Below are 13,604 nucleotides of genomic sequence, written 5' to 3'. Positions count from 1 at the left end.
GGTGGGCCTGTGGTAGGCTACCGCCATGACCGAGCCCGCTTCCATTTTCGACATCGTGGACGAGGACGCCAAGCGTCGCGCCATCGAGGAGGCGCGCGCGTCGGTTGCCGCTGGCAACGTCGTGGATCACGATGTTGTCGTGGAATGGCTTGAGCAGTTGCTGGCGGGAAAAAAAGCTCCCCCGCCCTTCTCCTCTGGGTCAACTTGAAGCGAATTCGCTGGTCTATTGATGCGCTCGGCGACATCGATCAGCATGTCGCCTACATCGCTGCTTTCAATCTTGTCGCCGCCGAACGGGTTTTGCGAGCGCTGCTGACCACGGCGAACAGCCTGCTCACCTTCCCAAATCGGGGCCGTCGGGGTAGCGTGCCGGGAACGCGGGAGTTGCTGGTCTTTCCGCCCTACGTGATCATCTACGAAATCATGGACGATGAGATCATCATCCTGCGCGTCTGGCATGGGGCGCAGGATAGGGGCTGATCCGCCTACCAGTGCCGGTCCACCCAGATCCATGCCTCGATGAAGCCGCCGAGGACGGCCAGCAGGGCCACGGCCAGGCCCAGGCTGCGGGCGAATTCGCCGAACTCCCCCTGCTTGTGGGCGCTGCGGGCGGTCAGCAGCAGGTAGGCCGCCACCATGGCACCGATGATCACCCAGACGGAGACGCCGTGGATCCAGCCGCTGACGGTGTCGCTGAGGTCGTAGTACCAGTCGGGCATGGGGCCGGGTCCAAGAGAAAAGGGCGGGGCGCCCCGTCGGAACACCCCGCCCCCCCTTTAGACGATAATGCTTAGTTGCGATAGGCCGGCGGCAGGGCCGCGTCGGGCGTCTGGTAGCGATGGGCCAGATCCTGTGCCCGACTGGTCAGGGGCGCCTCGGTCCCGCGGACGAAGACATGCTCCGCCACCGACAGGATTTCCAAGGGGTCGCCGGACCACACCACCAGGTCGGCGTCACGGCCGGGCTCGATCGAGCCCGCCCGGTCACTGAAGCCGAAGACCTTGGCCGGGGTGGCGGTGATGGCCGCCAGCGCCGCCGGCCACGGCATGCCGTGGGCGACGGCGTTGCCGGCGTTGTAGCGCACCTGGCGGGCGTAGTGGCCGACGTAGGGCCCCTTGATCACCACGGTGGCACCGGCCGCCTGCAGGATGGCGGCGTTTTCCAGGCGCGCGTTCAGGCTTTCGAAGTCACGCGGCAGGTTGGCCAGGGGATCGACCACCACAGGCACGCCCGAGGCCGCGATCTCCGGCGCCATCATCCAGCCTTCCTCCACCCCATCCAGGATGAGCTTCAGCTTCAGGCGCTTGCCCAGTTCCAGGGTGCGGCGGATGTCGGCGACCCGGTGCACGCCCACCAGCAGGGGCATCTTGCCCTGGATGACCGGCAGCAGGGCCTCAAGGTCCTCCTTGCTCTGGCGGTAGGGCCGGTGGGTGCCGTGCTCATACCCGCCCTTGTTGGCGGCGTAGCTGGCCGCCTCCTCCAAGCTGGATTCCAGCAGTTGCAGCACGCCGCCATGGCTGCCGCCCAGATGCTCCATGGCCTCGATACCCACGTCGACCACCAGCACGGCGCGGCGCTTGGTAATGCTGTCCGTGCCGCCGGACATGTCGACCACGGCCGCTTGGCCGGCGAACAGCTTTTCCCCCTTCTTTTCGCCCCGTCCCGACAGCTCCGGCGTGACCAGGGCCCGGGTGACGCCGCCCACGCGGGCCACCGGCACCAGCATGGAGGCGGGGTTGATGCCCAGCGACACGTCGAAGGACGCCGACATCTCGGCCGTCGCCCCGGCGAAATCGTTGCTGGAGGCCTCGCCCTCCACCTCGCCGGCGCCCAGGCTGGTGTCGCTGGCCACCAGGCCCGGCGTCACGATGTGGCCCTTGGCGTCCACCCGGCGCGCGTCGGCCGGAATGGATACCGAGGCGCCCACCGCCTGGATACGGCCATCGCGGATGAGGATGGTGCCGGACGGAATCTCCCCCGCCGGACCCATGGTCTCGATACGCGCGTTGGTGATGGCCACCGTCTCGGCGCCGGCGGCGCCGGCCAACAGGACCAGGGATGAGGCCGCGGCCATCAGGGTATGGCCCATTAAGGTGTGACGGCGGCTCATTGCGGCTGCTCCGTGCTGGTGGTCAAGACGGGGCGGCCGGGTCCGACGCCCTGGGGCCCGGGATGGGCAGGCCCGGTCTGGCCCAGTTCGAAGTCGGACTTGGGCTGCGCCGCCGGGTCATGGCGATCGTAGACCAGGGCGCCGTCGATGAAGACTTGGTCGGCCGTGGCGTAGACGCTGAAGGGATCGGCGCTCCACAGCACCACGTCCCCCATCTTGCCGGGTTCCAGCGTGCCGGTCTTGTCCAGCACGCCGATGGACTTGGCGGGGTTGGCCGTCACCCACTTGATGGCCTCGGCCTCGTCGATCTGGATACCCATGCGCCGGCCGGCGGCCAGGGCGATGGTCGCCTCCTGCACCAGGTGCTGGGTCAGGATGTCATCGTCGGAGTGGATGACGGTGCAGACGCCGGCCTTCTGCAGCAGGGCGGCATTCTCCTCGATGCCGTCGTAGGCCTCCATCTTGAAGCCCCACCATTCGCCCCAGGTGGCGACGCAGATGTCCTCCTTCTTCAGGATGTCGGCGATCTTGTAGGCCTCCGACCCATGGTGGAACATGGCGATGTGGAAGCCGAACTCGTGCGAGATGTCGATCATCTGCGCCATCTCGTCAGCGCGGTAGCAGTGGTTCTGCACCAGGATGCTGCCGTCCAGCACGCCGGCCAGCGTGTCCATCTGCAGGTCGCGCTTGGGCGCGTCGGGCGCCTTGTCGCCCTTGCCCGCCTTGTAGTCGGCCAGCTTGCGGCGGTAGTCGTCCCACTTGCGGCGGTATTCCTGGGCGTCGATCCAGGCCTTGCGATAGCCGAAGACGTTGCCCATGCGGGTGGCCGGGGTGCGACCCTTGCTGCCGTAGACGCGCTTGGGGTTCTCACCGCAGGCCATCTTCAGGCCATAGGGCGCGCCGGGGAACTTCTTGTCCTGCACCGTGCGGCCGGGCACGTTCTTCAGGATGACGGCGCGACCGCCGAACAGGTTGGCCGAACCCGGCAGGATCTCCAGCGTGGTGATGCCGCCTTCCAGCGCGCGGATGAAGCCCGGATCCTGCGGCCAGACGGAATGTTCGGCCCATACCTGCGCGGTGTTGGGGTCCGTCATCTCGTTGCCGTCGGAATTGGCCCAGACGCTGGGTGTGGCATAGACGCCCAGGTGGCTGTGGGCGTCGATGATGCCCGGGGTCACGTACTTGCCATGGGCGTCGACGACCTTGGCGCCGGCCGGCACCGCGATGTCCTTGCCCACCGCCGCGATCTTGCCATCCACCAGCACCACCGTGCCGCCGTCGATGCGGGCGCCCGTGCCGGTGAAGATGGTGGCACCCACCAGGGCCGTCGCCACCGACGGCAGGGGATGGTAGGTGCTGGGGAAGGGGTTCTTGTCATCGGCCGGATCGAGGCCGGCGTAGACCGGCTTGTCCTTGCCTTTGTCAGCCGAGGATGCGGCCGGGTTGTCCTGGTGCGCGCTGGAAGCGCAGGCGCCGAGCAGCGCCAGTGCGGCCACCAGCGGGGCCACGCGATGGTGTCGTTTCATGGAAGTATCGTCTTCCCGTTCTGCCGGGTGCCCAGAAAGGCGCCCGCCCCCGGGATGGGAACGCCGCCTTCGCCCCTGTTGATTGTTGTAATGCCCCAAGGGGTTAAGGCAGGCCGCCTCAAAAAAGCGCACTGCTTCAACCTTGTTGATCAGGCTAACAGAGGCCGGGGCGCCTGGAAACGGCGCGATACAGTTCCGTTACAAATCGGATAGAGTATCCGATCTGTTCCCGATGCGCCGGCGGCGGACGCAGCGGTATTACGCTTCCAGGTACAGCGCCGCCAGTTCGCCGGCGGTGGTGAACTGGCGAAAGCCGGCCCGGAAGGGATCCATGCCGGTCAGCTGCTCCAGCGCCACCAGCAACGTGGCCAAGTCCAGGCTGTCGAAGGGGAGCCCGCCGTCCAGGAATCGTGTCTCCGGTCCGAAGGATCCGGTCCAGGCCTCGCCCTTGTCGGCCAGGATCTTCAGGACCTCACTATGGATCAGCGCGAGCATGGCGCCCTCGTTCAGTCCGATCGTGCTCATGCGTGGAACTCCGTCAGCAGGGCATTGACCCGCGTGGCCGCCTGCGCCTGGGGCATGTGGCCGACGCCGGGCAAGCGATGCAGGATGATATAGGGTGGGATGGCGCCTGCCTCCGGCGGCGGCACGATATCGTCGGCCTCGCCCCAGATCAGCTGCAGCGGCGGCAGCGGCTGGGTCCAATCGAACTGCCGCGGGGCGGCGTCGATGTCGGCCACCAGCCGGTCCAGCAGCCGGGTCAGCGGGCCGCGGGCCACGGGGTCGGCCAAGCGGGACAGGAAGGCGCGCGCCAGCACGTCGCGGTTGGGCGGCGCCCCCGCGAACAGCCGGTCGATCAAGGCGCGGGCCTGGTCCAGGGTTTCCAACGTGCACAGCGCATGCAGGAAGGCCGCATCCACCCGGCTGCCCAGCCCGGCGCAGGCGATCAGGCTCATGCGGCGCAGCCGGTCCGGATGGCGTTCGGCCAGCAGCAGGCTGACCCTGCCGCCCATGGAATGGCCGATGATGTCAGCCTTGTCCACGCCGGCGGCGTCCATGAGCCGCACCACCCAGTCGGCGACACCGCCCAGGCCGGACGGCACGTCGAGGGTGGAGGCGCCATGGCCCGGCAGATCCACGGCCAGCACTCGGCGGCCGATTGACCCCGGCGCACCCTTCACCAGCGCCTGGATGTTGAATTGCCAGGACAGCGCGTCGCCGCCGAAACCGTGGATCAGCACCAGCGGCGCGTCGCCGGTCTCCTTCGGGCCCCGGTCGACGGCGGCGCCGGGGCCGCCGGCGAAACGCAGCATGCGGCGGCCCGCCAGCAGCCGTTCCGGCTCAGTCCCTGAACTCACCGGTCAGGCCGTGACGTGGTCCGACACCAGGGCCAGCAGGTCGTCCACGGTCTTGGCCTTGGCCAGATCCTCGCCCGCCACCACGGTGTTGAACTTCTCGTCCACCAGGGCGATGAAGCTGATGACCGCCAGGCTGTCCCAGCTGTCGATGTCATCCAGCGTTTCGCCGCCCTTCAGGGTGCCGGGGTCCAGCTCCAGCATCTCATCCAGCGCCGCCAGGAATTCGTTCCGGTTCATCTCTTCTTTTCCTCTCAAGCCAAGGGTTTCTGCACCACGTCGCGGTTCAGCAGCACCCAATCGGGGTGCCGGCGCAGCACGTCCAGACAATCCGTCCAGGTGAAGTGCGGCTTGGCCGGCAGCAGGGTTTCAAGCAAACGGCGGACCAGTTGGAAGTCCTCCACCGTGTCCACGCACCAGCGCTGCGGCCCCATCTCCACCGGCGCCGGGCCTGCCGGCGGCAGGGAACCCAGGCGGAAACGGTCCGGCCGGCGGTAGATGAAGGGCGTCACATGCTCACGCTCGAACGGTTCCCTTGCCTCTTGCCACGCCGCCTGCAAGGCCGTCATTGATATGGCTTCGGCGTCCAGGCCGCGCGGATAATAGCCTATATCGACGGAGGCATGGTCCAGCGGCGGGTCCGCCGCCAGGAAAAGGGTCAGCAACTGGTCGATCAGGCCAGGGTCGATCAGGGGGCAGTCGCCCGTCACCCGCACCGCCACATCGGCATGATGGGCAAGGGCGGCCCGGCAAAAACGATCCAGCACGTCATGCTCGCTGCCCCGGAAGCAGGCGACGCCCAGGACGCGGCACTGGTCGGCGATGGCGTCGTCGGCCGCGCGGTCGCTGGTGGCCACCACGACCTCATCCACCAGGGCGGCACGGCGCAACCGCTCCACCTGGTGGGCCAGCAGCGTCCGGCCCGCCACGGTCAGCAGCACCTTTCCCGGCAGGCGGGTGGACCCCATGCGCGCCTGGGTGATGCAGACGACCCGGTGCTTTTGGGCCGCGGCCGTCACGGCTGGACCATCCCCCAGTCCAAAGGCTGGCCGGCATCGATATCCCGGGTGGCGCGGGCGCCCAGCACCTGGTCCAGATGCTTGGGCGGCAACCCCAGGCCCGGGCGGACGGAGCGGACGTTGGCCGGCGTGAACACGTCCCCCGCCTTCACGGGAGCGGAGACGTAGAGCGAGCGGCGGAAGGACCGGCCGCCGGCCTCGGACGGCTTGACGGCATAGCCGACCTGGCCCAAGGCGGCATGGGCCACGCGGCAAGCGTCGGCCATGGCCTTGAACTCCCCCGGTTCCAGGGAGAAGGAGGCGTCGACGCCGCCCTCGGCCCGCGACAGGGTCAGATGCTTCTCGATAACGATGGCGCCCAGCGCCACCGCCGCCACTGGCACGGCGATGCCATGGGTGTGGTCGGACAGGCCGGTGGGCACGCCGAAGGCCTGGGCCAGGTGAGGGATGGTGCGCAGGTCGCATTCCTCCGGCGGGGTGGGATAGCCGCTGGTGCAATGGAGCAGCACGGGGTCGGGCGTGCCCGCCGGCGCCGCCTCGCGCGCGGCCGTCACCGCGTCGTCGATCTCACCCAAGGTGGCCATGCCGGTGGAGATGATCAGCGGCTTGCCCTTGGCGGCTGCGTAACGGATCAGCGGCAGGTCCACGATTTCATAGGAGGCGATCTTGAACGCCGGCGCGCCCAGCCGGTCCAGCAGATCCACCGCCGTGGGATCGAAGGGTGAGCTGAAAATGGTGATGCCGATCATGGCGGCATGGGCGAACAGCTGGGGATGCCAGGCCCAGGGGGTGTGCGCCTCCTCATACAGCTCATGCAGGCTGCGGCCATCCCAGGGACCGCCATGGATCTGGAACTCCGGGCGGTTGGACTTCAGGGTGATGGTGTCGGCCGTGTAGGTCTGCAGCTTGACCGCGTCCGCACCCGCCGCCTTGGCGGCATCGATCAGGCGGATGGCGCGCTCGATCTCCCCCTTATGGTTGCCGGACATCTCGGCGATGAGATACGGCACCTGGCCGGTGCGGAAGGTGAGACGGGCGGGATCGGACATGGCGCGGACCCTTGGGCGGCGGCGGATTGCTCACAATGCTGTCACCCTTGATAGCACTTCGCGGGGGGCCGCTGGAATGGCGCTGCGGAGGACGGACCGCCACCAACCGGCCCACTGTCCCGCCAGGCGTCATCGACACCAAAGAAGTTGCTTATCGCGCAACTTGCGCTCATGCTGAGTTGTGGACGGTGGTGCAAGACATCCCACGGGGCGAGGTCATGACGGCGGAGCATTCGGGTTTTGACGGCGAAAGCGCCGGCGCGCGCAACCTGATCAGCGGGAAGCCGCGCCACTGGCCCTATCGATTGGCCGGGGAGCTGCTGCGCCTTCGGGCCGAGGGTCTGCGGCGACGGTGGGCCAAGGGCACTCGCGGGCGGACGCCCGAGGGGGCGACAATGGTGGATGAGGCCCTGCTGATGGAATTGGGGACGGCGATCCTGGCCGTGACGACCGCGATCAACACCCAGCTGGTGGCCAGTTGGCAATCGCCTGATGATCCCTGGACGCCCAAGGCCATTCAGGCGGCCTGCGACGCCGTGGCCGCTGCGGCGGTGACGGCCGTCGCCTGGGGCGAAAAGGTCCGGGCCCTGCCGCCGTCGCCGCTGACGGATGCGGTTCGTCCGCTGCTGCTGGAGCAGGTGGACCATTTCCTGACCGAGTTCGAGGCGATACCCAAGCGGTTCTCGGGCCTGTCCCTGGTGCTGGCCTTCGGGGGGCCGCCGCGCCTGCGCATCACCTTCACGTCGCCCCCGGGGTGGAAGCGGCGATTCAAGGCCGCCATGCGGCGGGCGCGATCCCTTATCGTGCAGGAGGCGCTGGCCGAGATGCGCGCGCGGCGGTCCGCCTGAACGGCCCCCTTTCCAGACGTACAGGGTTCGCCCGTGCGGGCTTGCCTGTCGGCGTCCTTGATCGCACGCTCGTCTGGATGGGTTGGCCCGGATCGGGCTGGAACCACGTGTCGAGGTCGAGGCCGCAATGCCGTCAACGCCCTTGGAAACCAGTCAAAGCGACCTTCCCTCCATTGACAGCCTGATCGAGGCGGCGGTGGCGGAGATGCGGCGCGACGATGACCGCACGCCGGCCCTGGTGGCCCTGCAGGGCATGGGCACCCAGGCTGGGCTGGCCCGCATCCTGGACCTCAGCCGTTCACCTGAGCCGATCCGCCGGCGCCTGGCCGCCGTCGTCCTGGGGCAGATGCATGGCCCCGGCCAGCGCAGTGACGAACGCGCCTTTCCTGAACCGGCGTGCAGCGTCCTGCTGCGTCTGCTGGACGATGAGGACGCCGGCGTCATGGTCGATGCGATCTTCGCCCTGGGCCATCTGGGCAACCGGCGCTGCGACCCGGTCCTGGCCGCCCGCTGCCACCATGAAGATCCGCACGTCCGCTACGCCATCGCCTTTGCGCTGTGCGGCAGCACCACGCCGGTGGCGGTGGAGGCCCTGCTGGCCTTGATGGAGGACGTGTACGACCAGGTACGGGACTGGGCGACCACCGGGATTGGGCAGACCACCGAATTGGACGGCCCGGAGATTCGCGCAGCCCTGCTGCGCCGGGTGGATGATGAGGATGTGTTCACCCAAGCGGAAGCCATGCATGGCTTGGCACGGCGGCGGGACGCGCGGGTACTGCCGCCCCTGATCCACGCCCTGAGCCACGAGCACCTGATGCCCCACCTGTTCGTCGATGCCGCCTTCGCCTACCTGGGCCTGGAGGAGGACACCGACATCACGGAGGCGGACCTGATGGCCCGCCTGCGGGCGTTGCTGGAAAGCGAGACGCCTTAGCCGGCGGTGCGCGCCACGTCCAGGCCGGCCAGGTCATGCATGCGCAGCAGGCCCAGCACCTTGTTGTCCGCATCCACCACCGGCAGGACATAGACCTGCGAGGGGCTTTCCATCTGGGCCAGCGCCGCCATGGCGGTGGTGCCGGTGCGGCAGGTGCGCGGCTTGGGCGTCATCAGGGCGCGGGTATCGCGGTCCAGCAGATCCTTGCCCACGCGGGCCAAGCCGCGGCGGATGTCGCCATCGGTGATAAGGCCCAGCAGCCGGTCATCGGCATCAACCACCAGGGCGGCGCCGGCAGGGTGGCGCGTCATTTCCAGCAGGGTTTCCAGGATGGGCCGGTCGGGGCCCACCAGGGCCACATGATCCGGAGCCCTGGCCATCAGGTCATCGACATAGGCGCCCAGCACCACGCCCAGGGTACCACCGGGATGGTTGCGGCCGAAATCCTTGGCGGTGAAGCCCTTTTCCGTCGCCACCGCCACCACCAAGGCGTCGGCGAAGGCCAGCATGGCGGTGGTGCTGGCGGTCGGCAGCTTGGTGTCCGTCGCCTCGGACTCCACATGGACCTTCAGCGTCCAGTCGGCCATGCGCGACAGGGTGGAAGGCACGCGCCCCACCATGGCCGCCACCTTGACGCCGCGCGGCTGCGCCGCCTTGGCCACGTCCACCAGTTCCTGGGTCTGGCCGCTGTTGGACAGCAGGATCAGCAGGTCGCCCTCGCGCAGCAGGCCCAACTCGCCATGCAGGCTGTCGATGGCGCTGTAATAGAAGGCGCGGGCGCCGATGCTGGCCAGCTTGCTGGCGAACTGGCGGGCCACCAGGCCCGACTTGCCGATGCCGGCCACCAGCGTGTTGCCGTGTTCACCGCAGATATGCTCGACAACGTTCAGGAAGTCGCCATCCAGCGCCTCCACTTGGTGCAGGACGGCGTTGGCCTCGATGCGCAACAGATCGGAAGCGGCGGCGAGAACGGCGGCGCGGTCGATGGTCATGCGGACGGTATCCATTCCCTTGAGAAGGCTGGCGGCGAAGCGCCGGCGAAATTGGGCACGGGTGTAACGCAAAGTACAAGGACCCACCACGCGCCAGATCACAGCGGCAGCCGTGTGTTACCGGTATGGTGGGCATCCCTCGCGCCGGGCGAGGTATGCTTACGTCACATCGAACCCCAGGGGTGGTAGCCGGTCCCGCACCCGCCCCGCCATGCGGGCGTACACCTTTTCCAGCCGGCGGCAGAACGTGTCCGTGTCGAAGGGCCCGCCGGGGAGCGTCCGGGCGGCGGCCAGACGGGCGCGTACATTCGTCAAACGCGCCGAATCCCGAGCCAAACTCAGGGCTGCGACCTCGTACGCTTCCAGGCTGTACGTCACCAGGTCCGGTAATCCCAAGGCCGTCAGCAGGCTGGCGGCCACCCGGGAAATGAAGGGGCCGCCCGCCCGGGTCAACACCGGCAGGCCGGCATAAAGCGCATCGGCCGCCGTGGTGTGGGCGTTCACCGGATGGGTATCCAGGAACAGATCGGCGCAGGCGTGGCGGGCCAAGTGGTCGGCCATGCGCGCCTTGGGCAGGGCCGGCGCCACCACCAGGCGGCCGGGATCGACACCCTCGGTTGATAGCGTTGCCTGCAATGCCGGCAGAGCGGATCCCGGATCCAGCAGCCACAACACCGATCCCGGAACCTTGGCTAACAGCCGGGCCCAGCAAGCCACGACCTCCGGCGTCAGCTTGTAAGCGGCGTTGAAGCAGGCGAAGACGACGCCGTCGGCCGGCAGGCCCCAGTCCGCGCGTGTGGTCGGCGGGCCGACGGGCCGCTTCCCATCGTTGGCTTGATAGCAACCAAGCAGGCGCACCACCGCCTCATCCCAGAAGCCCGTCCGCTCCGGCGGCAGCACCACGGCGTCGGCCAGCACATAATCAATGCCCGCCCCACGGCCCAGGGTGCCGGGATAGCCCAGGTACTGAACCTGAACCGGGGCGGGGCGCAGCTGGGCGATGCCGGGCCGCCCCCCCTCGGTATAACCCTTGAGGTCGACCAGGATGTCCACGCCGGCAGCACGAATGGCTTGCGCCGCCGCCCGGTCATCCAGGCCACGCAGTTCAACGAAGCGGTCGGCCCCGGCCCGCAGCCGCGCCCGCATTGGGCTGCCGTCGTCGGGCCCATAGGAAAAGGCGGTGACCGCTACCGCCGCACGGTCATGGCGTTCCAACACGCCGGCCATCAGGTAGGCGGTGGGGTGCTGGTGCCAATCAGCGGAGAGGTAGCCGACGCGCAACGGTTCTCCGGCGGGTCCCAGGCTGGCCGGCGGCAAGGGCGCGCCGGCCGAGCGCGCCACGGTCGCCGCGTGCAGGCGGGCCGCCCGCTGGTGCCAGGCCTCATCCACATCCAGGCACAGCACGGCGAAGGGCGGAGCACTGTCGTCGCCCGCCTGCACCGCGGCCAGCAGATCCGACGTCCGCGCCGCGACGTCGTCCCAGCGGCAGAGGCGGGCGTCGATGTGCACCAGATGGGCCAGGGCGCCCGCCCGCCGGCTGGTGCCCCGGTCCAGCGCCGCCTGCAGGCAAGGGCGCGCCTCCACATCGCGGTGCCGGCGCTGCAGCAAGATGCCCAGGTTCAGCCAGGCATCGGCCATGTCCGGCCGCTGGGCCGTCAGCGCCCGGTATTCCATTTCCGCCACATCCAGCTGCCCCAGGTCTTCCAAGACGGAGGCCAGGTTGAAACGGGCGATGGCCTGCGTAGGATCGGCCTCGACGGCGGCGCGCAGAACGCCTTCGGCCTCCACCAGGCGGCCCATGCGGTGCAGGGCCACACCCAGGTTGGCATGGGCCGCGCCATGCGCCGGGTCCAGCGCCGCTGCCCGCTCCAACGGTGCCAGCGCTTCGCCCGGACGGTTCAGGTTCAGCAGCAGGGTGCCCAGGGCGAAGGCGGCGCCGGCATGGGAGTCATCGCGGGCCAGGGCGGCGCGGAACGCGGCCTCCGCCGCCGGCAGGCGACCCAGCGCTGCGCGCAGGCGGCCCAGGTTGGTCAGAATTTCCGCATCCGGCCGCAGGGCGGCGGCGCGCGCCACCAGCCCCTCACCCGCTGCCGGATCCCCTTGCTGCCCGCGCAGCACACCCAGCAGATGCAGGGCATCCGGGTGATGCGGCTCCGCCGCCAGCACCTGGGCGTAAAGGTCCGCCGCCTCATCCAAGGCGCCCGCTTGGTGGCGGGCCACGGCCTGATGCAACGGCGTCATGGTGTCGGGGCGGCCAGCCAGGCGCCCAGCCGGGCGGTCAGGCGGGACAGGGGCGCGCGCCAATCGCCCATCTCTTCCTGCCGCAGCTGCACCAAGCCGGGATACCAGGGGCTGTCCACCCGCCCCTTCTGCCAGCGCCAGCAACCGTCATAGCGGTTCAGCAGCCAGACGGGGCGGCCCAGCGCGCCGGCCAAATGGGCGACCGAGGTGTCGATGGTGATCACCAAGTCCAGGGTGGCCGCTAGGGCGGCGGTGTCGGCGTAATCCGCCAGCTCCGCCGTCCAGTCGATCAACGGCAGGGCGGCCGGGGCGGCAGGGCCGCCCTTCTGCAGGCTGACGAAGGCGACCCGGTCATGGAAACGCGCCAAGGGGGCCAGCAGCGCCGGATCCAGGCTGCGCCTGGCGTCGACCGGATTGCCCGGCGCCCCCGCCCAGCACAGGCCCACGGTCCGCCGGCCGGCCGCGACGTCGATCAAGCGCGCACGGAACGTCGCCGCCTGGGCCGGATCCGGCGCGAGGTAGGGCTGGGCCGTCGCCAGCTCCGCAGCGCTGGTCAGACCCAAGCGGCCTGGAAGGCTAAGCAAAGGGCAGAAAACGTCATAGGCGGGCAGCAAGGGATCCGCCGTCGACACGACCTGGGCCACGCCGGGCGCCGTGGCCAGCAGGCGGACCAGTTCCGGCTGGCAGGCCAGCACGACGCGGGCGCCGCGGGCCGCCAGGGGCGCGATGAAGCGGGCGAATTGCAGGCTGTCGCCCCGGCCCTGTTCGCTGTGCACCAGGATGGTGCGCCCGGCGGGGTCGGCGCCATCCCATTCCAGCCCGTGCGGCCGGGCCAGGACATGGCCGGCGCGGCCCCGCCGCGCCTCGAACTGGGGCCAGCCGGCGGCGTAGTCACCAGCCATCAGCAGGGCCAGCGCCAAATCCCAGCGCGCCTCTCCGCCCCGTTCGCCCAGGGGTTGGCCGGGCGCGGGGGCGGTCACCTCCACCGCGCGGCGCAGCAAACCCAGGGCGCGGGGCAGCTGGCCCCGGTCCGTCAGCGCCACACCCAGGTTGATCAGGGTGACGGCATGGTCGGGCGCCAGGGGCAGCGCCCGCTCCAGGCACGCGATGGCGGCGGCCAGCCGGCCGGTGGCGTGCAACACCCCGCCGAGGTTGGCCATGGCGTCGACATGACCAGGATCAATGGCAAGCGCCTGGCGATAGGCTTCTTCTGCCAGATCGAATCGGCCTTGGGCCTTCAGCGCCGTGCCCAGGTTGCTGCGATAGGTGGGGTTGTCCGGGACGATGGCCGCCGCCAGCATCATGCTTTCGGTGGCGCCGTCCAAGTCACCCAGCTGGATGCGGGCCAGGCCCAGGAGATGCAGAGCCCCGTGGTTGCGCGGCTCGGCGTCGATGATGCGGCCATAGAGTGTGACCGCCGCGTCCAGCCGGCCGGCGACGTGATGCTCATAGGCAGCGGAGAGGGCTTCGGTCACATTGGCCATGGCGGCAGAATGAGGGTTCCCAGGCGGCGGAACAAGGCCCGGT

15 protein-coding genes are annotated in these 13,604 nt (G+C 69.3%); 4 read left to right on the top strand and 11 right to left on the bottom strand.

What is annotated here, in order from left to right:
* The first annotated feature begins 25 nt into the window (after positions 1-25).
* Together P5F91_RS21190 and P5F91_RS21185 are read left to right on the top strand one after the other, a co-directional pair.
* Positions 26-208, top strand: coding sequence for a hypothetical protein (locus P5F91_RS21190; protein WP_277908194.1), 183 nt, complete (start codon positions 26-28; stop codon positions 206-208).
* Entirely contained in the window at positions 205-480 is a 276-nt protein-coding gene (locus P5F91_RS21185) for a type II toxin-antitoxin system RelE/ParE family toxin (protein WP_277908193.1), read from the top strand. The genes P5F91_RS21190 and P5F91_RS21185 overlap by 4 nt, the downstream gene beginning before the upstream one ends.
* A 5-nt stretch (positions 481-485) precedes the next feature.
* Here the strand turns inward: P5F91_RS21185 and P5F91_RS21180 are convergent, their stop codons facing one another.
* The 8 genes from P5F91_RS21180 to pseI all read right to left on the bottom strand — a co-directional run bounded on the left by P5F91_RS21180 (position 486) and on the right by pseI (position 7,059).
* On the bottom strand, positions 486-719 hold the full coding sequence (locus tag P5F91_RS21180; protein WP_277908192.1) for a hypothetical protein: 234 nt from the start codon (positions 717-719) through the stop codon (positions 486-488).
* Between the two features lie 71 nt (positions 720-790).
* A complete protein-coding gene (locus P5F91_RS21175) occupies positions 791-2,110 on the bottom strand; it encodes an amidohydrolase family protein (RefSeq protein ID WP_211106822.1) in 1,320 nt (439 codons plus the stop codon).
* Positions 2,107-3,636 (bottom strand): amidohydrolase, encoded by a 1,530-nt coding sequence (locus P5F91_RS21170; protein ID WP_277908191.1) that lies wholly within the window; start codon positions 3,634-3,636, stop codon positions 2,107-2,109. Before P5F91_RS21170 ends, P5F91_RS21175 begins: the two co-directional genes overlap by 4 nt.
* A gap of 258 nt (positions 3,637-3,894) precedes the next feature.
* Positions 3,895-4,161, bottom strand: coding sequence for an acyl carrier protein (locus P5F91_RS21165; RefSeq protein WP_145608837.1), 267 nt, complete (start codon positions 4,159-4,161; stop codon positions 3,895-3,897).
* Complete coding sequence (locus tag P5F91_RS21160; RefSeq protein ID WP_277908190.1) at positions 4,158-4,994, bottom strand: alpha/beta fold hydrolase; 837 nt, start codon at positions 4,992-4,994, stop codon at positions 4,158-4,160. The genes P5F91_RS21165 and P5F91_RS21160 overlap by 4 nt, the downstream gene beginning before the upstream one ends.
* A gap of 3 nt (positions 4,995-4,997) precedes the next feature.
* A complete protein-coding gene (locus P5F91_RS21155) occupies positions 4,998-5,231 on the bottom strand; it encodes a phosphopantetheine-binding protein (protein WP_145608839.1) in 234 nt (77 codons plus the stop codon).
* Positions 5,232-5,245: 14 nt separating this feature from the next.
* Positions 5,246-6,010 carry a cytidylyltransferase domain-containing protein gene (locus tag P5F91_RS21150; protein ID WP_145608840.1) on the bottom strand — a complete coding sequence of 255 codons (765 nt, stop codon included), beginning with the start codon at positions 6,008-6,010 and terminating at the stop codon, positions 5,246-5,248.
* Positions 6,007-7,059: a pseudaminic acid synthase gene (gene pseI, locus P5F91_RS21145; protein ID WP_277908189.1), complete on the bottom strand. Its 1,053-nt coding sequence runs from the start codon at positions 7,057-7,059 to the stop codon at positions 6,007-6,009. The genes P5F91_RS21150 and pseI overlap by 4 nt, the downstream gene beginning before the upstream one ends.
* A gap of 191 nt (positions 7,060-7,250) precedes the next feature.
* On the opposite strand from pseI, the gene P5F91_RS21140 reads away from it, so the two are divergent.
* Both P5F91_RS21140 and P5F91_RS21135 read left to right on the top strand, forming a co-directional pair.
* Positions 7,251-7,907: a hypothetical protein gene (locus tag P5F91_RS21140; RefSeq protein ID WP_277908188.1), complete on the top strand. Its 657-nt coding sequence runs from the start codon at positions 7,251-7,253 to the stop codon at positions 7,905-7,907.
* A 142-nt stretch (positions 7,908-8,049) separates the two neighbouring features.
* Entirely contained in the window at positions 8,050-8,844 is a 795-nt protein-coding gene (locus tag P5F91_RS21135) for a HEAT repeat domain-containing protein (protein ID WP_277908187.1), read from the top strand.
* Here P5F91_RS21135 and P5F91_RS21130 read toward each other — a convergent pair.
* From P5F91_RS21130 to P5F91_RS21120, 3 genes are all read right to left on the bottom strand, one after another.
* Positions 8,841-9,836, bottom strand: coding sequence for a KpsF/GutQ family sugar-phosphate isomerase (locus P5F91_RS21130; protein ID WP_088873952.1), 996 nt, complete (start codon positions 9,834-9,836; stop codon positions 8,841-8,843). The genes P5F91_RS21135 and P5F91_RS21130 overlap by 4 nt on opposite strands.
* 159 nt (positions 9,837-9,995) lie before the next feature.
* Positions 9,996-12,077, bottom strand: a complete 2,082-nt coding sequence (locus P5F91_RS21125; protein WP_277908186.1) for an O-linked N-acetylglucosamine transferase, SPINDLY family protein — start codon at positions 12,075-12,077, stop codon at positions 9,996-9,998.
* Positions 12,074-13,561 carry a tetratricopeptide repeat protein gene (locus tag P5F91_RS21120; protein ID WP_277908185.1) on the bottom strand — a complete coding sequence of 496 codons (1,488 nt, stop codon included), beginning with the start codon at positions 13,559-13,561 and terminating at the stop codon, positions 12,074-12,076. The genes P5F91_RS21125 and P5F91_RS21120 overlap by 4 nt, the downstream gene beginning before the upstream one ends.
* Positions 13,562-13,604: the final 43 nt, after the last annotated feature.

Source organism: Nitrospirillum amazonense, from assembly GCF_029594735.1.
Lineage (GTDB): Bacteria > Pseudomonadota > Alphaproteobacteria > Azospirillales > Azospirillaceae > Nitrospirillum > Nitrospirillum amazonense.
This window is presented reverse-complemented; position numbering and strand designations above follow the sequence as displayed.